Genomic DNA, 22,332 nt, shown 5'->3' with positions numbered 1-22,332 from the left:
AGATGGGCGCGAATGTCGCGCACCGACATGCCGCGGGCATACAGCGACAAGATCTGCTCGTTGAACCCGGCCAGCCGGCGGGCGTGTTTCGGGACGATCTTCGGCTCGAAACTGCCGTTACGGTCGCGCGGCACGCTCACCGGCACCGCACCGATATCGGTCAGCACCGTCTTCGACGTCCAACCGTTGCGGTTGTTGCCCGAACCGCGGCCGGCCGGATCGCCCTTCTCATACCCCAGATGCTCGGTCAGCTCCGCATCCAGGGCCCGGTTGAGCACTCTTTGGGTCAGCTGCGTCAGCAGCCCGTCCGGTCCCAGTAGCTGCGCGGAATCGGCATCGGCTCGATCCAGCAGCTGCTCGGCCAGAGCATCCACATCCGGCGTGTGCGGGTCGTTGGTTTCCTGCGCCAACGTTGTGATCCTTCCCGGGCAGCAAGGCATTCCGCCTTGCCACCCTGCCAGACCACGAGATCAACTCACACAAGATCTCGTACACGCCCGACCGAACGTTTTTCGATACCTGTTCGGCTCGGCTATCGCTCGGGCAGCAGTTCGGTGATGAGCGCTTCGATGCGGGATCGGATCTGGTCGCGGATCGTGCGGACGGTGTCGATGTCCTTGCCTGCGGGGTCGTCGAGTTTCCAGTCGCGGTAGTCCACGCCGGGGAAGTAGGGGCAGGCATCGCCGCAGCCAATGGTGATGACAACGGTGGAGGTTTCCACGTCCTCGGCAGTGAGGATCTTCGGTGTCTGGTCTGTGATGTCGATGCCGACTTCGGTCATCGCTTGCACCGCGGCGGGGTTGAGGGCGGCGCCGGGGACGCTTCCGGCGGAGCGGACCTCGATGGCGTCTCCGGCGAGGTGGGTGAGGAAGCCTTGGGCCATTTGGGAGCGTCCGGCGTTGTGGACGCAGACGAACAGCACGCTGGGCCTGGTCGACACGGAGTTCTCTTTCAACGGGTGGTGTGGTCGGGGTGGGGCACGACCGCGTTGTCGGCGGCCGAGGCCACCGAGCGCGGGTAGAGCACGACGATCAGCGCCAGCCCGAGTGCGGCGCCGATGATTTGGGCGGCGATGAAGCCGGGGACCGAGGCCGGGGCGATACCGGCGAAGGTGTCGGAGAAGACGCGGCCGATGGTGACGGCGGGGTTGGCGAAGCTGGTGGAGCTGGTGAACCAGTAGGCGGCGCCGATGTAGGCGGCGCCGATGTAGGCGGCGACCGCCGAAGCCGACAAGGCGGCGCGGCCGCTGCGGGCCAGGGCGAAGATCACCGCGATCAGCCCGGCGGTGGCGACCACTTCACCGAGGAGGTGGCCGGTGGTGATGCGCGCGTGGCTCGAGATCTGGACGGCGCCGAGGTCGAAGGTGGTGTTGGCCAGGACCGATCCGGTGATCGCGCCGGTGATCTGGGCAAGGGCGTAGGCGGCTACGTCGCGCCCGGTCAGGCCAGCGCCGTGACAGCGGCCGGCCAGCCAGTCCGCGGCGGAGACGACCGGGTTGAAGTGGGCGCCGGAGACGGGACCGAAGACCCGGATCAGCACGCCGAGCCCGAAGACGGTTGCGGTCGAGTTGGCCAGCAGCTGCAGCGCGAGGTCAGCGGTGAGTTGCTGCGCGGCGATACCGGAGCCGACGACGACCGCGGCCAAGGCGGCGGTGCCGGCGAATTCGGCGAGCAGGCGGCGCGCGTGGCCGCTCATCGCGCCGATGCCTGCGCAGCGGGGATGTCGAGCAGCCGTGCCAGCGGTGCCAACGTCTGCGGTTGGATCCGGTAGTACACCCAGGAGCCACGGCGCTCGCTGGACAGCAGCCCGGCCTCGCGCAGGACTTTCAGGTGGTGGGAGATGGTGGGCTGGCTCAACTCGAATCCGGCCGACAGTTCACACACGCAGGCCTCGCCGCCGCTACGGCTGGCGACCAGGCTCAGCAGCCGCAGGCGCGCCGGGTCCGACAGCGCCTTGAACACCGCGGCCAGTTCGATCGCGGCGGCGGGTGAGAGCGGTTCACGAACGATCGGGGCGACCTCGCACGAGGGCGGGGTCGCCCCGATCCATGGCAGCGACTGATTCGACACCCATCGATATTGATCGATGTCGATATCGCAGACAAATCGACAGCCGGTGAACAGTGCCCGCCGGGGGGTGTCCCTATCGTTTTCGCAAGGGGAGGTCGGTGTCGAGAGAATGACGATGAACCTGGATGTAGTTGCCCGACGACTACGGACTCAGCTCAGGATTTTGGCCAGCCAGGCGTCCTGATGGTCGGCCAACGGAATGTCCAGCGGTAGTGCTGAGAAGCGACAGGCGAAGGTCAGTCCGTGGTCATCTCCGTCGCTGTCGACTCGATGTATCCAGGCGTCTGCTGTGTCTGGCATGGCACGAAGATGGAAGAAAGTAGTCCGGCGCGGTTGACGGGTCAGCGGGTGTGGCCGGTCTTCCACGGCTATCTGATTGACCACGGAAACATCGAACAGCCCAGTCTCTTCGGCCACTTCGCGTAGGACAGCTTGTTCGAGGTCCTCGCCTGAGTGGACACCACCGGCCGGTATCTGGGTTCCTGCTTCGGGCATGCCGACGTGGTCGAAGACAAGGAGTTCAGCGACGGTGCGGTGCCGAATAACGTAGGCGGCCACCCGGATTCTCGGTTGCTCCACTTCAACATCGTGCCCGATTAGACCTTTCGAGGACCGCGCGCGGTTCTCTGAGCTCAGGCGGCAGCTGCGGTTGGGTTCCGATATGACTGTTTTGTTTTCAGCATCGCGTAGAGAACATCGCAGCGGCGTCGGGCCAAGCAGATCAGCGCGGCGTTGTGTTTCTTGCCCTCGTTGCGTTTTCGCGTGTAGTAAGCGCGGCTGGCTGGGTCGTGCAGGGCGGCGAATGCGGACAGGAACAGCGCGCGTTTGAGTTTGTGGTTGCCCGAGCGGGCGGGGTGCTCACCCTTGATGGAGCTGCCGGAGCGGTGGGTGACCGGCGCGATGCCGGCGTAGGCCGCAAGGTGCCCGGCGGTGGCGAAGGCCGAGCCGTCGCCGACTTCGAGCAAGATGCGGGCTCCGGTCCTGACTCCGATGCCAGGCATCGAGACCTCCGATCTCGCTAACTGTCAAGCTGCGACGGGTTCGGTGTGGTGTGCGGGTCCGCCGAAGGCCTTGATCGGGTCGTAGGTCTGTCCTGTGTGGAGGCAGTGGTAGAGCTGGCCGATCATGCGGTTGAACAGGTGCCGCAGCGCTGCGGCGTGGCGGTCGCCGCAGGCGCGGCGCCGGTCGTAGTGGTCCTTGGCCGGGCCTGGGCGGGGAATGGCGGCGAAGGCCCAGAGGAAGCCGACTGCGTTCAGGCGGTCGTTTTTCACCAGGCGGCGGGTGATGGCGATGCTGCGTCCGGAGGCTCTGGTCACGGGCGCTGAACCGGCGTAGGCATTGAGCGCGCGGGCGTCGGCGAAGCGGGCACGGTCGTCGCCGATCTCGGCCAGGAGTCGTGCGCCGCTGAGTTCGCCCATGCCGGGAAAGCTGGTGATCACCGCGTGGTCGGGGTGTTGCTGGAACGCTTCGACGGCGGCCCGGCCGAGCTGTTCGGCGTTGTCGCATTCGGCGTTGAGCGTCGCCAGCAGAGCGAGAGCCTGACGCCCCAACGCTTCCTCGATGAGCGGAAGCTGCCGCAGCTGTGAAACTTGGAACGCATGGTGAATCTCCGCCGCCAGCGCGTCGATGCCGCGCTGGCGGCCGGCTCGCCGCAAAGCGCTCGCGATCCGTGCCGGCGTGAGCTTGGCGGCGGCCGCCGGTGTCGGGGCGAGCGCAAGCAGCTGGCGGGCTTCGGGGCCGGCGAGGTTCGTGGCGCCGCTGCGGTGGAATGCGGCGAGAAAGCTCGGGTAGTACTCGCGCAGCAGAGACCGAAGTTCCTGCAAAGCCCTGGTGCGGCGCCAGACCGCGTCCTGGGCGGCGCGGGCCAGGACTGCGACTGCGCGGGCGAGTTCGGTGTCGACGGGCAGCTGACGATGAATGTGGGCGTCGGTCCGCAGGATATTGACCAATACCATCGCATCGGCGTGGTCGGACTTCTCGCGGGAGACGGTGTGTCGTTCGCGGTAGCGGGCGACGGCCATCGGGTTGATCGCGTAGATCGCCCGGCCGGTCTCCCGCAGCGCGGCGACGAGCAGCCCGCTCGGGGTCTCGATCGCGACCGGGATCGGGGCCTCGCGGCTGTCGCCGGCGTCGGCCAGCATGGCCGTCAGTTCGGCGAAACCGTCGGCTGACTCTGCGATGCGGCGCTTGGCCACCAGCTTGCCCTCGGCGTCGACCAGGGCGACGTCGTGGTGGCGCTCGGCCCAGTCGATGCCGCAGAACACGATTGCCAACTTGCTCTCCTTGCTCACCTGTCTGGACTGGTCGGATTCCCTGGCGAGAACGTGCGGCACCCTAATAACGAGGCTCGTGGCCTTCCCTCCGATTGAGCCGTTCACGATCCCAGCGATCCGCACGACTCCGGTCTTGATGCCAGAGCTCCAGGCTCCCGAGAAGCAAGGTGTAGGTCGCGCGGACGGGCTCGAACCACGAGCGACATCCTTGATCAGCAGGTGTGGCGGTGGCCCGGGCGGGTGTGGTCCGCCGGTCTCGATGAAGGACTCGTCGGTCCGTGGTCAGGACAAGGCGTCCCGTCCGGGTCACCACCGGTTGTGTTCCGCCGCGGCGCGGTCTTAGCTGGAGGGCTCCGGGCCCCAGGTATCGCCAGCCGTCGGTGGAACACGAACTTGAGGGCGAGCTCGAAGCGAACAGAGATCTTGATCAGCTTCGGGCTCGTTCGCGTGTTATTAGATCAGGACCTTGGCAAGAGGGTGTGCATCGAGCATCCTCTCGATATCCTCGGCGATGGTTTTGCGTTGTAGCAAAACGTTTTTCAGGGAATCGGCGAGTTTTGGCAGCACGATCTCCGCAGCGTTGGAACCGGGAACGGTGACCGACTGTGCGGGCAGCGCGGTAAGGATTTCCTCGACGAGGCGAGCGCCCATCCGGCGGGCGTGTTTGACCGCGATCGCGGTGAGCTTGCCTCTGCCAGCAGCGCGGATTCCATCGGGTCCGCCGCAGCGCGACAAGATCTCCAGGACCGCCGGATGCGCGACGCGTGGGCCGAGCACGCGTTCGAGCGCGGGGTGGATGCTGGTGAGCAGGCCGCGGATGCGGTTGCTGGTGCGAGTCGCCTCGCCGGCCAGGTCGTCGTCGAAGCCGACCAGCACACCGAGTTCGGTGAGTGCTTCGTCGCCGGTATCGACTCGGCGCAATGTGTGCGGCATCGTGCGGGCGGCGTCGGCGATGATGTAGGCGTCACGGGCATCGGTCTTGGCTTGTCCGGGATACAGATCGGCGATGCGGCGCATCGACAGTCCGGGCAGATACGCCACGTCGTGGCCGCAGGCGCGGGCGACGGTGACCGGCAGGGCGCCGATGGTGTTGGGCTGGTCGACCACGATCAACAGTGGTCCGTGGGTGGCGAGTTTGTCGAAGACTGCTCGGAGCCTGGCTTCGTCGTTGGGTAGTGCCTTGTCGTACAACCGTTTGCCGCCGGTGTCGAGACCGACCGCGTGGTGTTCGCCTTTACCAACGTCAACGCCGCAGAACACGGCATACGCCTGTGCCACTTCGCAGTTCCTTCATCGTGTCGAAGCCCGGACCGGTCGCCGATCCGGCGTCAACGTCCAGCACCCACGTTATGAAGAGACCTACCCTCGGCCCTGTCCCCATCAGCGGTCCATCGACGCCAACCAGGACCCGGCGACACCACCCCCCGGATCATGCGAACACCGCCTCCACCGGCGCAAAGCCGAAATCCTGCGGATCCAGCGCATACGTCCCCCGGCCCGCCACCCGTGCCAGCGGATCGATGCCCAGCTCGGCTGTCTCGCTCGCGAGCAGGACCGCGGCCGCGCCGTCGTTCAGCGGCGAAGCGTTCCCGGCGGTGATCGACCCGTTCTCCCGGAACGCCGGTCTCAATCCGGCCAGCTTCTCGGCGGTGGAGTCGGGCCGGATGCCCTCGTCGCGGGCCAGGCCACCGGACGCGATCACGAGGTCGTCGTAGAAGCCCGCCTCCCACGCCGCGTCCGCCAAAAAATGTGAGCGGGCGGCGAACTCGTCCTGGCGGTCACGGGAGATCCCGTACCGCTGCGCGAGCTGTTCGTTGCACTCCCCCAGCGAGACCGTCCACTCCGCGGGCATCCTGTCGTTGACCAGCCGCCAGCCCAGCGTGGTCGAGACCGCGGTGACATTTCCGGCGGGGAAGGCCCGCGAAGGCTTCGGCAACACCCACGGCGCCCGCGTCATCGACTCCACTCCCCCGGCCACGACCACCTCCGCGTCACCGGTCTCGATGATCCGCGAGGCACTCATCACGGCATCCAAAGAGGAGCCGCACAGCCGGTTCACCGTGGTCGCCGGTACCCCGGTCGGCAACCCGGCCAGCAACACCGCCATCCGTCCGACGTTGCGGTTGTCCTCACCGGCCTGATTCGCACACCCCCAGATCACATCCCCCACCGCATCATGCGACAGGTGCGGCGCTTTGGCGAGCACGCCGGACAGGGCCGCGGCGGCCAGATCATCGGGGCGCTGATCGGCCAGCGCACCTGCGAAACGCCCGAACGGCGTGCGCGCCGCGGCATAGACGAAGGAATCGGTCATGCCTCGACGCTAAACACGCGGATTGATGCAGTCCAATACTCATTTCAGGCCATTGATAAGTAGCAGCGATAGGATCGCTGGATGGACTTCGACCCGCGGACCCTGCGCTATTTCCTCGCCCTCGCCGACGAGCGTCATTTCGGCCGAGCCGCAGCTCGCGTCCACATCGCCCAACCAGCCCTGTCCCAACAGATCAAACAGCTCGAAACCCAACTCGGAATCCAGCTGTTCGACCGCTCGACCCGCCGCGTCGAGATCACCCCCGCGGGCGAACGCTTCGCCGAACACGCGCGGCGGATCGAGGCGGCGTGCGCTCGCGCCGGCGACGACATGGCGGCATTCGCCCGCGGCAGCGCAGGCCGCGTCTCGGTCGGCTTCATCGGCACCGCCACCTACGACGTCCTTCCCCGCCTGACCCGGATGGTCCGCACCGAACTCCCCCACATCGACCTGCGGGTGCGTGGCGAACTGCTGTCCCCGCAACTGCTCGACGGCCTGGCCACCGGCGAATACGACCTGGCACTGATCCGCCCCCAACCAGGCTCCGAACCAGGACCACAACGAGGACTCCACCACCTCCAAGCACCGAACCCCGACGCGCCCAGCATCGTGCTCGAAACACTACGCACCGAACACCTCCTCGCCGTCCTCCCCACCAACCACCCCCTCGCCCACACCGATCCGGTCGACCTCGCCGCCCTGGGCGGCGAAACCTTCATCACCCACCCCTCCGGCGACCGATCCACCATGCACCACCTGGTACTCGACGCATGCGCCCGCGCCGGATTCCGGCCCGCCATCCTGGAAGTCAGCGAAACCGCCACCCTCGCCGTCTCCGTAGCCGCCGGCCTCGGCGTCGCCCTCGCCCCCGAACCCGTCCGCAGCCTCGGACTCGACGGCGTCACCTACCGACCACTCAAACACCCCGAAACCGTCGACCTCATACTGGCCCGACGAGAATCAGAAAACTCGCCCGGCGTCACAGCCGTCGCCGCACTGGTCCGAGCCGCAGCCCAGGCCACGTAGCGGGGTCCACCGACCACCAACGGTGCATCGATCAGTCGCGAGCGGACAGGTAGTCATGGACCGATATGCCGCGTCCGCGGATCGGCACTGACCGCGAAGACCGGGAACCGATCGTGCCCTCACCGCATGCTCGCATACTCTCAGAGACAACCGGCGACGAACACTCAGAGGCACTCGAACGCATGCCAGTCCTCGCCGGTGGCAACAGCAGCCATGCCGCCAGTCCGAATGAGCCCCGAACTGGTCTGCGGCGGTTCGAGGCTCGTTCAGGGGTATTCGCGCCTACCATCCGATCGCTCAAACAGTTGACGGCTCAATCTATCCTGCGTTCATCGGATATGGAAATCCGCTGTCGCGCTGATCGGTGGGCGGTCGCGGCTCAGGCGGCGACGCTGAGCATGCTGGCGCGTACTCTGGGCAAGCGGCCCGCGATGACCTGGGCGGCCGATTCGCTCGCTTTGCGGTCGTTGTGCCCGTAGTAGCGGTCGGTGGTGTTGACCGATTCGTGCCCGGCATCGCGGGAGACGACGAAGATCGGGACACCGTCCTGCAGCTTCCACGAGATCCCGGTGTGGCGCAGCATATACGGGGTCAGCACCTTGCCGCCGAGCGTACGAATCGCGGGGCCGAACTCGGCCAGCAGATGTTCCGGGTCGGCGTCACGCCACAGTGCCTTGTTCCGCAGCAGCCTGCGGTCTCTGCGCGTCAGCACGTCCAGGCGGCGCAACGCGGGTTGCCAAGCGTTCTTATAGAAGTGGTAGGCGGTGACCGGGGTGTCGTTGTCGGTGTGGAACAGCAGACTGTCCCCGGGCGGTCGAGATCCAGCCGCTGCAGAGTCTCGAGCGGCACGTTGACCGTGCGGATGCCGCGTTTGGACTTGGGTTTGCCGAGCACGAGCCTGCTGCCGCGAGCCTTCCACGCCTTGCTGATCCGCACCGCACCCGTGACCGGGTCGATGTCGCGGACCAGCAACGCACCGACTTCGCTGGGACGTGCCATCGAGACCAGCCCGAACTCGGCTTGGGGGCGCCACCGCCGGCCCAGCAGCTGCTCGAACAGTTCCCATTCGTCGTTGTCGAAGATGTCGATCTCCGCGCGATCGTGGCGCGGCAACCGCATGCCCGCGCAGGGGTTGTAGGGCAGCAGCGGCACCGGCCGTTGTTCCACCGCGGCGCGCAGCGCCGCGCTGAGGAAGGCGTGCTTGTTGGAGATGGTCTTGGGTGAGTTGCCCTTGTCCTGCTGGAGATAGACGATCCAGGCGGCGTCGGCGTCCTGAGTGACCGCGTCCAACGGCGCGCCGTCGCCGAAGAACGGGATGATGTCGTTGCGGATGTAGGCGAGGTACTTGCGGCGGCCATCGTCCTGGACACCGGTCAACCGGTTGACGTACTTGGTCAGCCACTCGACCAGCAACATCGTGCCGGATTCGGCGTCGTGTTCGGTGTCGAGGACCTTCAAGGCCTCGTTGATCCCGACACGGTCGATCAGCCCGGCCCACCACTGGGCCTTGGCGTAGTCGTCGAACGATTGCGAGGACTGGCGGCGGGCGCCGTCGGTGTCGTAGTAGTGGAAGGGGACCTGCCAGTTGACCGTGCCGTCCTTGCGCGGCCGGGGGCGAGGTGCGGGCATCGAAGAAGCTCCTCGGTGATCGACGTAGGTCGATTCGATGAGAGGCCTCGAGAAGCTATTGGTGACCGCGGTGGTGACGCGGCACCCATCCCAGTATACCGAAAAGGCGCCGACCTGGGATTTCTCCGGAGCCGGGCGGGGTGTCGATCCCCCCGCCCGGCCGCCCGGGAAAGCCCTGGTCAGCGACCTGTCGATAACACCCGACCTGCTTCGCACCTGCAGGTTCACAACGCATCGGTGCATTTCAGTACCGAACGTAACGGGATTGTGGTTACGGCGTCAACACCGCAGGTCAGAGCAGTTTCAGACACTGCGGTGGTTACGGCGTCACCAGCAAAGTGATGACGGCGTCATCACCCCGTCGACTAGTGTTCCGCGCTTGAAATACGTTGGCTGATTGTAGGATTCGGCGGTGGGAGGACGGGGCGGCCGAGGTCGGGGCCGGATACGGTTCATCGAGCACGGCTTGGCCGGGCTCGCCGACGAACCCCGGCCGAGACGGCCGCCGTTACGGGTTTTGGCGGTCATCACCGGTACCTTCTTCTACATCGAGTCGCGGGGCTGGGTAGCCGATGTCAACGCGGTTCCGCCGCCCCTGACGGGTGCCATTTCGATCGCCGACATCAGATTGCGTGCCTCGTCGGCGCTGCGAGGCATTGGACCCAACTGCTGTTCACCGCACGCACCATGCCCGCCTACCTCGACAACGACTGGGACAGAGACTGGGGATCCATCGAGCAATTCATCCCCCTGGATCCCACCACACGCCCGGCAACCATCACCCGCAGTGACGTTCAGCGTTCAGGAACCTGGACAACAGGACACATCATCACCTCCTACTGACCTCCACATCTGGCGATGGTTTGCTGGTGGTCGGCCTCGAGACGGTGTCCAACAGGGCTGCCCGGCTCATCCAGGACGGGGTGTGCAGGCGCCTTCGCGAACCTATCCACCATAGGTCGAACATGGTGCGACGCAACCGTTACGGCACAACACGAACGAATGCGGATCACGAGGAGCCCACGGATATGTCTGATCTTCGGTGGATCTGATATCGGTCCTACTGGCCGAGCCTGGAGGGTTCGGCGGGAAGGATCACTTGACGACGTGCGTTCACGCCAGCGGTCCAATGTGGTTCACGACACATTGATAGACGATCCGTCTCAGAAACATTGCAACTATATTTGTTGCTGTATAGCCTGAGCAGGATCCCGCTCCATGGCACGACCTGCACCCCCTGACTGTGAGACCTCATGGCTGCGACAGCGACGCGAACCATCACCCCCCTGGGCCTGGCCGCCTCCCCGTCGGCGCATGACCCCAGGAGGTCGATCCAGCCCGGGGCCCGCGCCGACTCGCCGCGGCGGCAACCAACCTGCCAGTGCGCGAAGCAGGTGTCGAGGCATCCCCTCTCGGGCGGAGGTCGGAAGTCCCATGATTGTGGCCTGCCGGCATCCGGTGATGTACATCTGCGAATGTGGCTGGCAGGCATCGCTTTCGACTACACCACCTCGGCGGCGGCAGTGGGAAATCTCCTTCACGATTGGAGCAGATCTCCATGGTGCACGATTGAGTTGCTCCGAAATCCGAGCGCCGCGCACCCTCCGCCGCGGCTGCCGTGTGAACGGTTGTTCCTCGGGGCGTAGCTGGTCACCCCGAAGTGTTATCGGAGGGCCATGGCGGATCGGGTGCGTCCGTCCGCCGCGATGACGATCGGATCGTAGCCCTGTCGAAGTTGAGGCCGGTTGGGGTCGCATGCCGTCGGGGTGGCCGTCCTCGGTGAGCGGTCCTGGCGCGGGCGGAGACGGAAGCTGTGGTCACCATGCTTCAACCCGGCGGCGGGCTTCGGTAACCGCAAATATTGGTGAGTGCCGCGGTCGGCGGGACGGATTCATACCCGCAGTTCTGACCCCTGCTACAAGATCCCATCCATGGCCCAGCAACATTGCAATACATTTTGTTGCTGTGTAGTTTGAGGGCATGGTCCCCACCGACGACGCGACGAAGCGTCTCTACCGCGACGAGGCGCACGCGATAAACGCACGCGATGTGCGTTTCGACTTCGATTCGGTGCCGAGGCTGTGGCAGTTCTGGCGCGCCACCCGGCGCGGGGTGATCCCGAGCTGGACGGTGTTCTTCACCGAACTCCCGCGGGTATCTGCGGCCCGGATTCCACCCGTCTCAGCCCGGGTCGTTGGACACCGCGCTGCGATACCCGGCGCATTCCCCGGCGGCACGGGCGGCGGGCCGGTGACGGCCAGCGCTGCAGCGAGTGCGTGCGCGGGATCGCGGGCGATCGCGACCGCAATCGACGCCTGCAAACGGGTGTTCGTGGCCGGTCCGGCCGCGCGGCTGCTGTCACCGGAGCCATTGAACCGCAGCGAGTTCGGGGTGTTGGTTCGTCAGCTGAACCAACATCCCTCGATCTCGTGACTCCCGATCCGGCGTCGCTGCGCGCTCGCGCCCTGCACCGCGGGCTCGCGCCCCTGGCGCCGAGATTGATGGCGACCATTCCGGTCAACGCTCACACCTTGCCGGTGATGCGGTCGCTGGTCGATCAGGTGATGCAGGCGGCGGCGCCGGTGCTGCGCGGCAGCATCGTCGAACCGGTCACCCAAGGGGCCGTGCGCGGTGAATGGGTGATCGGGCCGCGCGTACACCGCACCGACGCTGCCCTGCTGTATGTGCACGGCGGAGGTTTCATCGTCGGCTCACCACAGGGATATCGTGGGCTGACCTCCCGGTTGTCGGCCGCGACAGGGCTGCCGGTCTTCGCCATGGACTACCGCCTCGCCCCCGAACACCGCTTTCCCGCCGCCGTGCACGACGTCGCCGCCGCCTACACCGCCCTGCTCGATCAGGGTCTGGCCGCCCAGCGGATCGTGCTGGCCGGGGATTCGGCGGGCGGGTTCCTGGCCGCCGACTTCGCCTTCACCCACGCCGCCCACGGCCGCACCAGCCCTGCGGCGATGGTCCTGCTGGCACCCATGACCGATCTGACCCTGCGCACCGCGCGCCGAGCAGCCCATCGCGACCCGCTGCTGTCGGCGACTGTGGCCAGCGCGGCCGTCGCGCAATTCACCGACCAGCCCCTGCAACTGCGCCCACGCCCCGGCACCCCGCTGCCACCGACGCTGATCCACGCCAGCGACGAAGAGTTCTTCGCCGCCGACGCCATCGAACTCGCCGCTCGACTGCACGCCGCAGGCGCGGAATGCCACTTGCACACCTGGTCCCGGCAGGTGCACGTCTTCCACGCGCTGCCCGCGTTCATCCCCGAATGCCGCGCCGCCTACCGAGCCATCGGCCGCTTCATCGCCAGTCGCCTCGAACAGGCTGCCGCGTAAACGATTCCACCGTCCACACACCACCAAACCGGGCGCCTGCCCCCGCGTCCGAACCACTCGCGCGGCGGTACCCGAGCTGGGACCGAACCGCCCTACCAGAAAGCCGAGCACATGCCGCTGACCGTGACCCGCACCATCGACGCACCCATCGAGGTGGTCTTCGCCTGGCTGGCCGACGCCCGCAACTACAGCCGAGCACCGGGAGTGTTGCGCGTCCGCATCCTCGGCCACGGCACACCCACCGCGCACGGAATCGGTCAACGTCGCCAGATACTCGCAGGCGGGGTGCTGTTCACCGAGAAGATCACCGAATACGACGAACCCACGCACATCGCCTACGACGTGCTCGCCAGCCGTCCTGCCCTGCCGCACCGCGGCGGCAGCATCGACCTCGAGCTCGACGCGGACCGCACCCACGTCGCGTGGAGGATCGACTTCGACATCACCACTCCACTCATCGGCGCAGCCCTCACCCGGCTGGGGCATGCACTGCTGGGGGTCGGATTCCGGCTGATCCTGCGCACCGCCGCCCGCGAAACCACTCGCGCGCCACACTGAGACCGGGCTGCCCCGGCCGGGACACGGACAACTGCGTCCCGCAGCGCCTGGGCGGCATCCTCCCCCGCCGAACGGGGACATGTGGTCACCGATCCGAGCTGTCAGCGATGCTGCCGACAGCAGCGCCGTGACTTGGTGACAGCCTGCACTATGCAAGCGGAACCGCGGATTTCTGCGCCTTTCGTCACCGGATACGGCCGGTCGTGCCGGCAGGGTCTGGAGAAAGTGGTCAACCAGGTTCTGAGCTTTCACGACCACCGGGTCGCTTCACGTTCGTCCCCTGGCGGACGAAAGTGCGGGGGCAACGCCGCCACTTCGCAAACCTCCCGGGTCGGCAGTGCCCCTGCGACCATCCGTCATTGCGGCTTGCGATGTGACTGCTCTGCTACCCAGGCCGCTATCTGCGCCCGCGAGGTGAAGCCCAGTTCGGTGAGGATGTGCTCCACGTGTCCCTGCGCCGTGCGATGGGCGATCCTCAGTCGAGCGGCGATCGCCCTGTTGGTGAGGCCTTCGGCGACGAGGTCGGCGACCTGACACTCACGTTTTGTCAAAGTCACCGAGTGGTGATCTGTCGGCGTTACGGAAGGTTGCTGACCTAACACGAACTCGACCGCAGCGTCGAAACTCATCGCTGATCCGTTTCGGCGCTCTGCGTGGTATGCCCTCGTCCCGAGAACCTTGACCGCGCGATGCTCGCATTCCTCGTGATACTTGGACAAAGCGGAAAAAACGATCCCGGAACCGCCTAGCGAACGCCCGAGGTGCTCGGCGATACCCAGCAGCACGGCGGCGCGCCGGGCGTCGCCGTCCTCGGCGGCGATCCAGGCCAGAACCTCCGAGCTGATCGCGGCTACGATCGGGTCGATCACCAGCCGCGACAGTTGGACAGCGTTCCCTAGATAGTGCACAGCGCGACCGGACTCACCCTGCAGCCAGTAGGTAAGTCCTTTGACTCCTAGCACGTAAGATTGATAGACCGTCTCGCCATGGGAATCGGCGATGGCCAGCGCCTGTTCGACACGCGCGAGTGCTTCGCGAGTGTCCCCTTGCAGAGCGTAAGCCAGTCCCAGCGCGAGCAGTGCCCTCGAATGCGTCGTGAGTTCGCCGCGGGCGCCGAACGTATCGGCGGCATCTTTCATGAGCGCGCTGGCACGAATCGGATCGCCGCAGACCAGAGCGATGAAGCCGTCGGCGTACGCAAGCAGAGCACCGCTGATGGGCTCGGCCGTCCGTTCGGCGAGCACCCTGAGCTCCGCCAGCCGGGAAGTTGCGGCCCCGAAGTCGCCGAGTGTCGCAGCCAGCATGACAGCCGCCACCAATGCCTTGGCTCGATCTGCGTTCGGTGCGCCCGACGACCGGCTCAAGGCGCGGTCACACCAGCGACGACCCTCGCTGGGCCGGCCGCGCACCAGCCAGAACGGAAACAGTGCGTGCGCTATGCGCAGAGCGTGTTCGCCTTGCTCTGACAGGCTGGACTCCATCGCCTGTCGTAGGTTCGGTAGTTCCCGTTCCAGGCGGGCGATCCACTTCAGTTGGCGTGGGCTCATCCATTCGGCTTCGGCAGTGATCGCCAGATGCTCGTACCAGTCCCGGTGACGACGAGACAGCTGGGGGTAGTCCCCGGTGCCTTCGAGTTGGTCCCTTCCGTACTCCTGCACGGTCTCGAGCATTCGGAACCGGACTGTGTCGTCGACGTCTTCGCGTATCAAGATCGATTTGTCGACCAACGCAGAGATCGAATCGAGCAACTCCGGCTCGGCCAGATCAGCGCCGCAAACCTGCTGGGCGGCGTCGAGTTCGAAACCTCTGGCGAACACCGACAGGTGATTCCACAACCGTTGCTCGGTCCCGGTGCACAGGTCGTAGCTCCAGCCGATGCACCACCGCAACGTCTGCTGTCGCGTCGGTGCGCCCCGCCTGCCACCGGTCAACAGCGTGAAACGATCCGTCAGCCGCAGGAGAAGTTGCTCTGGTGACATCGTGCGCAGCCGCGCGGCGGCCAGTTCGATCGCCAACGGCAGCCCGTCCAATCGGCTGCAGATACCGACCACACTGAGTCTGTTGCTGTCGGTCAGCTCGAAGCCCGGGACTGCTGCGGCGGCTCGCTGGGTGAACAGCGTCACCGCGTCGAAGGCGGCCAGGCTCCGTAACGACGGTGAAGATTGTGGATCCGGAAACGTCAGCGGCGAGATCGCAACTACCGATTCCCCGGCGATACCCAACGCTTCACGACTGGTCGCCATGATCCGCAACAGGTGGCCGGCCTGCAACAGAGACTGGGCCAGCTCGGCGACCTCTTCGACGACTTGCTCGCAGTTGTCCAGCACCAGCAGTCGCTGGCGGGTGGAAAAGAATTCCACCAGTACCTCGAGCATGGGCCTGCCGGCATGGTTGCGCAAACCCAGCGCGGCCCCGATGACATCGACCAATGACGCCGCATCGCGCAACTCACCCAACTCCACCAGCCACACCCCACCCGGGAAATCGTCTTGAACCTTGTGAGCAACGCGTAGGGCGAGCCGTGATTTGCCGATCCCGCCTATCCCGGTCAACGTGATCAGGCGCGATCCCGACAACAGGCTCTTCACCTCCGAAACCTGGGTCCGCCGACCGACAAAGCTGGTCAACTCCAGGGGCAGATTGCCCGCACGCGCGTGTCGCGGTCCCGCCATTCGATCGGAGGCGATGTCATCTTGGAGGGCAGGTGCGGCGCCTGGAGACGATGTTCGTGTCGCTCTCGTGTCTTCGGGCAAAACCATCTCGTCGACGGTGAAACCGTGCGCGAGCTGAACCCGCTGCAACTGCTCACCCAATTCCGCGGCGGTAGGGCGGTCCCGAGGCTCACGTGAGAGGGTCTTCTCGATGACGGCGCACACGTCCTCTGCGAAGCCGCTCTCACGTAGGTCTGGAACCGGCTGGGTCGTGATCCGCACGAACTGCGCGACCACCTCCTCGCCTCGCCGACGTTCGAATGCCGCATGCCCGGTCAAGGCGCAAAACAGCGTGGCACCCAGGCCGTATACATCTGACGCGCGACTCGGGCCAACCCCGCCGAGCACCTCCGGCGCCGTGAACGCCGGTGAACCCGTGAACGCGCCGGTTTCGGTTTCGAACCCGCCAGCGATGCGGGCTATGCCGAAATCTGTCAATGCGGGCTCGCCGTAATCGGTGAGCAGAACGTTGCCCGGTTTTATGTCCCGGTGCAGAACCCCGGCCTGATGCGCCGCTTCCAACGCGCCCGCCAGTTTCACACCGAGACGGAGTACCTCCTCCACCGAGAGCGGGCCATCATCGCGGATCCTCGCGTCGAGCGATCCCAGGCGGTGAAACGGCATCACCAGGTACGGACGCCCGGTCTCGGTCTCGCCGACGTGCAGAACGCCGACGAAATTGGGGTGCCCGGTGAGGCGAGCCATCGCCCGCTGCTCGCGGAAGAAACGCTCCCGGTCGTCCTCCAGCTCGCCGGTCAGAACCTTGACCGCCACAGTACGATCCAAAGCGACCTCGGTGCAGCGGTAGACGACGCCGAAGCCACCGCGACCGACCTCCTCGGCGTCCGCGAACCCCGCAGCGCTCAACTCCGTGACGGCGTCTACGCCAACATCACGCTGTGTCGTGAAGGGATCGCTTCCGGTCATCCTCTACTCGCGACTCACTGGTGGTCGCATACCAGCCAGAATATCTCCGCTCGTATCCTCGGCGGTACGGAAAAACTCCACATCGGCCTTCAGCGAAGGTGGAAACGCCGCTTGTCCCGGCCACGGCTTTCGATCCTCTCCGACGCGGTGACCAGAAGTCGTCGCTGGGGGCCGGTCGTCAGCGGTGTCGATCGGAGATCCCGGAGAAATCGGGTGTCGGAGGCTGACGCATGCCGCGGAAGCCCGGCTCGCCGGGCATCGGCGGACCCGACAGCGGAGCGCTTGCTCAATGCCAGGCCTAGCCTGCGAATTCGCGGTGAAGTTCGGGAAGGAACGTGGCCAGATGGTTCATTTCCTGTCCGCAGTGCAGCAGAAGCTCGCGAGCCATATCCAGCCCGAGTATCAGATCGGCGGGATCGACAGCGGCTCCGCGCGCTACCGCCCGCGCGGCCTGCCCCGCATCGGGAACGCGCGGACCGTACAGATTCAGATAGAACCGACTGCGCATCTCGCACCCGCCGGGCACGGGGCGGACCTGATGCGCCAGCCACCCCACATCCAGCGGAGCCACGCTGCTGCCCACCCGGCCGGAAATGATCGTGTGACCATCGGGCACTTCCAGGCCCAGCAACGCCGGGTCGTGAAAACTGATGGCCAATTGCTGCAGTTTGACGCCGATGTACTCATCGACATAGACCGTGTTGCCGAGTATTTGTCACGGTCACCGAGCCCCGACTCGGTTCGCGACTGCGCGGCACCGACATACAGGTGCGCTTCGGGATGCCAGAGTTTGTAGCGAGCCGGCTCGGCGATATGCCAGCCGAACCACCAGTCCCACATCGCCGCACTGACCCTCGGCATCACCGTCCGCACGGCAACCCACATCACGCCCGAGCCCGTATGCCCGTATCCGGTCTCGACCAGGGAGTATCCGCTCGGGCTCAAATCGTCGGGCAGACAGTCGAACTCCGGGATCAGCTGCGGATCGGTCGGGGGCCCCGCATAGGCGACGGCGACCTCCGCGGGCGCGGGCAGCGTGCGCTCGGTGAAGAACCGCGCAAAGGGCAGGAGCCGGTCCTCGGCGGAATACCCCCGATAACGCGCCTCTCCCGCAGGGGTGGCGTGCCCGGCGCCCGTCGACTCTTCGATCATCAATGTCGCCCCCACATTCGTGATCATCGACAGCATCGCGCGCCGCGACATCCACCAGCTTCTCAACATCTGTTGAGATTAAAAGAGGTGTGTCGGCACCGCTGGCTGTCGACACACCTCTGTGACACACCACAGAGCCCTGAGCTCGCGCACTGGCCAGCACCCCACATGACCTCGCCCTCCAGCGGCTGACGCCGGTGTGTCGATCCGGGCTCTCCGCGACAAGGCGTCTATGCCTGTCGGCGAGTTCACCGACGGAAAGTTTGCTTGTTCCCGGTTCCCGCGGCACCGGATCACAACTGCTGGCTTCGAGGCTGCGTCTCGATCACGCCGGTCGCTGGTCGCGCCTCTGGCTTCCACCCGTTTTCGACAACCAGCAGCGATGGCGGTGCTGCAGCTGCGCTCTACGATGCCGTCATGAGCGAGCCCACCCGTCCGGACGTGACCCGGCGGCGCCGCAGCATCGCCTCGGCGGCGATCGAGGTGCTCGCCGACCACGGCGTGCGCGGCCTCACCCACCGCGCAGTCGACGCCGCAGCCGGGATGAGCCCCGGCGCGGTCAACTATCACGCGCCCACCCGCGGCAAGCTCATCGCCCTGGCTGTGGAAGAGCTGTTCTCCCGCGACTACGAACTCGTTGTCACCCACTTCACCGATGTGCCGGCCCTCGACCCGACCTCGATCCCGCAACTGGCCGAACTCATGGCCTCCTTCATCGAAGCCATGACCACCGGACCGGCAGGTCGGCGGGCTCTGGCAAGACACCTCCTCCTGGGCGAAGCCCAGTTCCACCCACAACTGCGGGACCTGTTCGATCAGCAACGCCGAGCCTTCGTGCAGTTCACGCAACGGCTACTCGAAACGCTCGAGGTGCCCGAACCTGCTCTGACCGCCGAGGCCGTTACCGTCGTCGTCGACGGGCTGATCCAACGCCAAGTCATGATCGGCGCCACCCCCTTACCGCCGGCCGAACTGCGTCAAGTCCTCACCCGACTGGTACTGACCTGGAACCAATGATGCTGATCGTGCCCGATGGTCGCCCGTGGCGGCGACACTGGTAGGTAATCGGCATCAAGTAATCGAGTGCGCGGCGAGATCCCCGGGCGAGACGGCGTGGCGCAGGCGTTGCGGGGTGGCCAGCGCGTAGCGGCCGACGGCCGGGTAAAAGCGTCGTCGGGGTGGACGGTGTGGTGCACCGAGGCCGAAGCCCACACCAGGTCGGGCATTGCGAGATCTGAGTATTGGGCGTCGTCGAGGTCTGCGCGAACAGCGTGTGGGCGCTCGTGGAGTCCCTCGGCGCACGCCTTGCTGAGCAGGCGCTGAAGGCCCACGGAGAAATCGACGGTGGTGATGTGTGTCGGGAAACGCCAGCCGGAACGAAAGCAAACCAGTAGGACCCCCGCTCACTCAATGGCATCCACCGGGCGCCCCTGGCGGGCTCCCGGCGGATGCCGATTCGGTGGGTAAGATCCGGTTGCTTACCTGACTATTTCGTTGCCGGGGAGGGCTGGTTGATAGTGCTGAAGTACTGGATCGCCGCAGCGATGGCGACCGGTGCGGTGACGACGATCTGGCCGATCAGAGTGCCGAGGAACCCGACACCGGCGGCACCGACCGCGCAGCCCAGCAGCGGACCGGCCCCGAAGAGCGCGGCCAGGATGCCGGTGGCGACCAGACCGGCGGCAGCACCGGCGACGCACCCGATACCGGCACCGGCGAGGCCGCCGACCAGGGTGCCGATGGTGGCGCCCATTGCGATGGTGGATGTCAGCCGCGACCACGCTGCCTGCTCGCGGTCGTATTCGTTCTTCCATGGGGCCTTGTCCTCGTACGGGAGGGCGACCGGCTTGTAGACAGCCCTGCCCGCGTCGAGGACCGGCATCAGGGTCGCCGTATTGCCGACGATATCGGCGGCGATCGGTAGCTCGAAGTCATCGATGCGGAACTTCAGCTCGGCGCCGGCGACCGTAGTGCCATCCACAGCCTTGATCTTGAAGACGTCGTCTTCGACAACCAGCGAACCGGCATCGGTGGTGATCCTCGATCGCTCGTCGTCGATCACCTCGGCGTGATAGTCGATCGAGGCGTCGGGCGCCGACTCCGCGTGCGAGGTACCGGCGACGACACCGGTGATCGCGGCGACCAGGACCGCTACGGCGGTGAGTTTCTTGGACTGCATGGGCTTCCTGTTTCGGCCTGTGTGTCTCACACCTGCACCTCACTGGTGCGACTTCACCGCCTGCGACTATCCAGCATTGCTTGCGTGGCGGTGTCCACATCGAGGGCGGGGTCGAGTTGAGCGGCAGCACGCAGCCCGGCGACCACCATCGGGATCAGGGCATCGATCATGGATTCGATGTCGAAGGGTTCTCCGTTCTGTAGCCAGTAGAGGGTCGCCTCATCGAGCGCACCAGCGGCGGACCGCATCATCATGCGCAAGGCGGGAATTTGAGGGTCGAGTCCCAACAGGGTGGTCCACCCCTCGATCGTCCGCCATCGACCCGCTTCGAAGGCCTCGAACGCCTCGGGATCAGCGCTTCGTCCGCCTAGAACCAACCGGAGCGCGAGCCCGCGGTGTGCGGCGAGATAACTGAGGTGAGCGCGAAATCCGGCGCGGATCTGCTGGACGATAGGAAGCTCGGGATCGAGCCCCTGAGCTTGCACGATCCGGTCGGAGGCATCCCGTAAGGCCGCCAGATAGATGCCGCGCTTGTTGCCGAAGTAATGGAACAGCAGTCCATGGGCCACCCCGGCGGCTTTTGCGATGTCGGCCACGGCCACTTCGTCGTAGTTGTGTTCGGAGAACGCCTCGACTGCGGCGTCGATGAGGCGCTGGCGGGTCTCGGCGGCCTGCGCAGCACGCATGGTCGTACGTCCCTTCCCGGCTGTCGCGGTCATCGGTGTCCCTCCTGTTGCCTGCCGATCGACTCCTCCGATACTGGGCCGCCACCGTGACAAACACAAGTTGATTTCATGTCATTGACATGTAGTCAACCAAATGGCTAGCCTGGGATGCAGGCCACAGATCGGGCCCGGCGATCCAGTCGCCTGAATCCAGTTCGAGGCGGGATTCGGCCGGGGCGATCCGGTGAGGAGCCAACGACGGACGATCGTTGGTGTTGAGGAGTTTCGATGCGTAAGACTGCTGGTGTCCCCGTTTACCAGCCGGACCTGTACTCGCGGCGAGCGATCATGGACCCGTATCCGCACTACGCCCGGATGCGCGAGTTGGGTCCGGTCGTGTGGTTGGCAAGGCAGCGGGCGTACGCGTTACCGTGCTATGCCGAGTGCAGGGCTGTCTTACTCGCTGACGACACTTTCATCTCCGGCGAGGGGGTCGGACTGAATCCTGTCGCCAACCGGCTTTCGCGTGGTACCACCCTCAACAGTGACGGCGAAGACCACAGCCGGCGGCGTGCGCTCTTAGGCCGACGGTTGACCCCCAAGGCGCTGCGCTCGATGCGTGAGACGGTCGAACGGCAAGCGGTCGCGGCCGTCGAAGCTGCTATAGCACGGGGCCAGATCGACGGCGTCGAATTGGCTACCACACTGCCGATGTCGGTCGTACCCGATTTGATCGGATGGCCACAGCACGGCCGCGAGCAATTATTGCGGTGGGCTGGAGCCACTTTCGACTCACTCGGGCCGATCAACAACCAATCGATCCGAACCGCTCCGGCCAGCATCGAGATGATGCGGTTCACCCGCCGCCTCGCTCGCGACCGGCAGCTACTGCCCGGCAGCGCGGGTGCGGAGATCCTCCAAGCCGCCGATGAAGGCAAGATCGCGCACAACGAGTGCCCCGCCATGATGATCGACTTTCTCGCACCCTCACTGGACACCACGATCAGCGCGATCTCCAGCGCCCTGTACCTGTTCGCTGCCCATCCGCACCAGTGGCAGCTACTGCGGTCCGACCCCACGATGATCGCCAATGCGGTCAACGAAGTGGTGCGCTACGAGTCACCGCTGCGGGCCTTTTCTCGCAAGACAATTCGTGACGTCGCCCTGGCGGGGGTCACCATTCCGGAGGGCGCACGCGTGGTGGTGATGTATTCCTCGGCGAACCGGGATCCACTCGAGTGGGATTCTCCCGACACTTTCGACATCCGCCGCGACGCATCCCGTCAACTGGGCTTCGGCCACGGCACCCACGGCTGCGCAGGCCAGGGCCTGGCCCGGCTGGAAACCCAGGCAATCCTCGCCGCACTGCTCCAGCGCGTGGAACGCATCGAGATCACCGGACGACCGCAATGGGCGATGAACAACATCATCCACCGCTTCGAAACCCTTCCCCTGCAACTCATTCCCGCCTGAAGGACGAAT

Annotated in this window: 20 protein-coding genes and 3 pseudogenes; 7 read left to right on the top strand and 16 right to left on the bottom strand. The window is 65.9% G+C overall.

The features are described 5' to 3' along the window. The 9 genes and pseudogenes from ON21_RS34200 to ON21_RS34165 form a co-directional block, all read right to left on the bottom strand. Positions 1-374: transposase (locus ON21_RS34200; protein ID WP_245562854.1), on the bottom strand; the 374-nt coding region annotated here is incomplete at its 3' end. A gap of 158 nt (positions 375-532) precedes the next feature. Continuing rightward, complete coding sequence (locus ON21_RS34195; protein WP_039805064.1) at positions 533-940, bottom strand: arsenate reductase ArsC; 408 nt, start codon at positions 938-940, stop codon at positions 533-535. An 11-nt stretch (positions 941-951) separates the two neighbouring features. Then, the gene (locus ON21_RS34190) at positions 952-1,695 is read right to left on the bottom strand and encodes an aquaporin (protein WP_039805037.1); all 744 of its coding nucleotides are present in this window, start codon (positions 1,693-1,695) and stop codon (positions 952-954) included. After that, entirely contained in the window at positions 1,692-2,069 is a 378-nt protein-coding gene (locus ON21_RS34185; RefSeq protein WP_039805035.1) for an ArsR/SmtB family transcription factor, read from the bottom strand. The genes ON21_RS34190 and ON21_RS34185 overlap by 4 nt, the downstream gene beginning before the upstream one ends. Before the next feature lie 150 nt (positions 2,070-2,219). Beyond that, positions 2,220-2,648, bottom strand: coding sequence for an NUDIX hydrolase (locus ON21_RS37760; RefSeq protein ID WP_083881076.1), 429 nt, complete (start codon positions 2,646-2,648; stop codon positions 2,220-2,222). A gap of 53 nt (positions 2,649-2,701) precedes the next feature. Then, positions 2,702-3,091 (bottom strand): annotated as a pseudogene (locus ON21_RS34180) (transposase); the annotation flags it as partial. Positions 3,092-3,094: 3 nt separating this feature from the next. Further along, positions 3,095-4,336, bottom strand: a complete 1,242-nt coding sequence (locus ON21_RS34175; protein ID WP_039805062.1) for an IS110 family RNA-guided transposase — start codon at positions 4,334-4,336, stop codon at positions 3,095-3,097. Between the two features lie 465 nt (positions 4,337-4,801). Then, a pseudogene (locus ON21_RS34170) lies at positions 4,802-5,620 on the bottom strand (IS110 family transposase); the annotation flags it as partial. A 151-nt stretch (positions 5,621-5,771) separates the two neighbouring features. Next, complete coding sequence (locus ON21_RS34165; protein ID WP_083881075.1) at positions 5,772-6,656, bottom strand: thiolase family protein; 885 nt, start codon at positions 6,654-6,656, stop codon at positions 5,772-5,774. A gap of 81 nt (positions 6,657-6,737) precedes the next feature. Here ON21_RS34165 and ON21_RS34160 point away from each other — a divergent pair, with 81 nt between their 5' ends. Next, complete coding sequence (locus tag ON21_RS34160) at positions 6,738-7,682, top strand: LysR substrate-binding domain-containing protein (RefSeq protein WP_039805031.1); 945 nt, start codon at positions 6,738-6,740, stop codon at positions 7,680-7,682. 379 nt (positions 7,683-8,061) lie between these two features. Here ON21_RS34160 and ON21_RS34155 read toward each other — a convergent pair whose 3' ends face one another. Continuing rightward, the gene (locus tag ON21_RS34155; RefSeq protein WP_157171164.1) at positions 8,062-8,394 is read right to left on the bottom strand and encodes a tyrosine-type recombinase/integrase; all 333 of its coding nucleotides are present in this window, start codon (positions 8,392-8,394) and stop codon (positions 8,062-8,064) included. Continuing rightward, positions 8,388-9,311: a tyrosine-type recombinase/integrase gene (locus ON21_RS34150; protein ID WP_039805027.1), complete on the bottom strand. Its 924-nt coding sequence runs from the start codon at positions 9,309-9,311 to the stop codon at positions 8,388-8,390. Before ON21_RS34150 ends, ON21_RS34155 begins: the two co-directional genes overlap by 7 nt. A 384-nt stretch (positions 9,312-9,695) precedes the next feature. Between ON21_RS34150 and ON21_RS41295 the strand changes: the two genes are divergently transcribed. The 4 genes from ON21_RS41295 (at position 9,696) to ON21_RS34135 (ending at position 13,216) form a co-directional block, all read left to right on the top strand. After that, positions 9,696-10,154 (top strand): arabinosyltransferase C-terminal domain-containing protein, encoded by a 459-nt coding sequence (locus ON21_RS41295; protein WP_306307732.1) that lies wholly within the window; start codon positions 9,696-9,698, stop codon positions 10,152-10,154. Positions 10,155-11,291: 1,137 nt separating this feature from the next. Then, on the top strand, positions 11,292-11,744 hold the full coding sequence (locus ON21_RS41210) for a hypothetical protein (protein WP_039805025.1): 453 nt from the start codon (positions 11,292-11,294) through the stop codon (positions 11,742-11,744). Further along, entirely contained in the window at positions 11,741-12,658 is a 918-nt protein-coding gene (locus tag ON21_RS34140) for an alpha/beta hydrolase (protein WP_051021743.1), read from the top strand. The genes ON21_RS41210 and ON21_RS34140 overlap by 4 nt, the downstream gene beginning before the upstream one ends. A gap of 111 nt (positions 12,659-12,769) precedes the next feature. Continuing rightward, positions 12,770-13,216, top strand: coding sequence for an SRPBCC family protein (locus tag ON21_RS34135; protein WP_039805023.1), 447 nt, complete (start codon positions 12,770-12,772; stop codon positions 13,214-13,216). A 356-nt stretch (positions 13,217-13,572) separates the two neighbouring features. Here the strand turns inward: ON21_RS34135 and ON21_RS34130 are convergent, their stop codons facing one another. From ON21_RS34130 to ON21_RS41200, 3 genes and pseudogenes are all read right to left on the bottom strand, one after another. Next, on the bottom strand, positions 13,573-16,854 hold the full coding sequence (locus ON21_RS34130; protein WP_039805021.1) for a protein kinase domain-containing protein: 3,282 nt from the start codon (positions 16,852-16,854) through the stop codon (positions 13,573-13,575). A gap of 298 nt (positions 16,855-17,152) precedes the next feature. Further along, the gene (locus ON21_RS41205; protein WP_051021741.1) at positions 17,153-17,512 is read right to left on the bottom strand and encodes a DAPG hydrolase family protein; all 360 of its coding nucleotides are present in this window, start codon (positions 17,510-17,512) and stop codon (positions 17,153-17,155) included. 143 nt (positions 17,513-17,655) lie between these two features. Next, positions 17,656-18,006 (bottom strand): annotated as a pseudogene (locus ON21_RS41200) (DAPG hydrolase family protein); the annotation flags it as partial. 417 nt (positions 18,007-18,423) lie between these two features. Here ON21_RS41200 and ON21_RS34120 point away from each other — a divergent pair. Further along, positions 18,424-19,023 (top strand): TetR/AcrR family transcriptional regulator, encoded by a 600-nt coding sequence (locus ON21_RS34120; protein WP_051021739.1) that lies wholly within the window; start codon positions 18,424-18,426, stop codon positions 19,021-19,023. A gap of 469 nt (positions 19,024-19,492) precedes the next feature. On the opposite strand, the gene ON21_RS34115 is transcribed toward ON21_RS34120, so the two are convergent. Next, a complete protein-coding gene (locus ON21_RS34115; RefSeq protein WP_039805019.1) occupies positions 19,493-20,185 on the bottom strand; it encodes a DUF8020 domain-containing protein in 693 nt (230 codons plus the stop codon). Positions 20,186-20,238: 53 nt separating this feature from the next. Beyond that, complete coding sequence (locus tag ON21_RS36405) at positions 20,239-20,904, bottom strand: TetR/AcrR family transcriptional regulator (RefSeq protein WP_083881074.1); 666 nt, start codon at positions 20,902-20,904, stop codon at positions 20,239-20,241. Positions 20,905-21,138: 234 nt separating this feature from the next. Here ON21_RS36405 and ON21_RS34105 point away from each other — a divergent pair, with 234 nt between their 5' ends. Continuing rightward, positions 21,139-22,323, top strand: a complete 1,185-nt coding sequence (locus ON21_RS34105) for a cytochrome P450 (RefSeq protein WP_039805017.1) — start codon at positions 21,139-21,141, stop codon at positions 22,321-22,323. The last annotated feature ends 9 nt before the right edge of the window (positions 22,324-22,332 follow it).

Source organism: Nocardia araoensis NBRC 100135 (assembly GCF_000308435.1).
GTDB lineage: Bacteria > Actinomycetota > Actinomycetes > Mycobacteriales > Mycobacteriaceae > Nocardia > Nocardia araoensis.
This window is presented reverse-complemented; position numbering and strand designations above follow the sequence as displayed.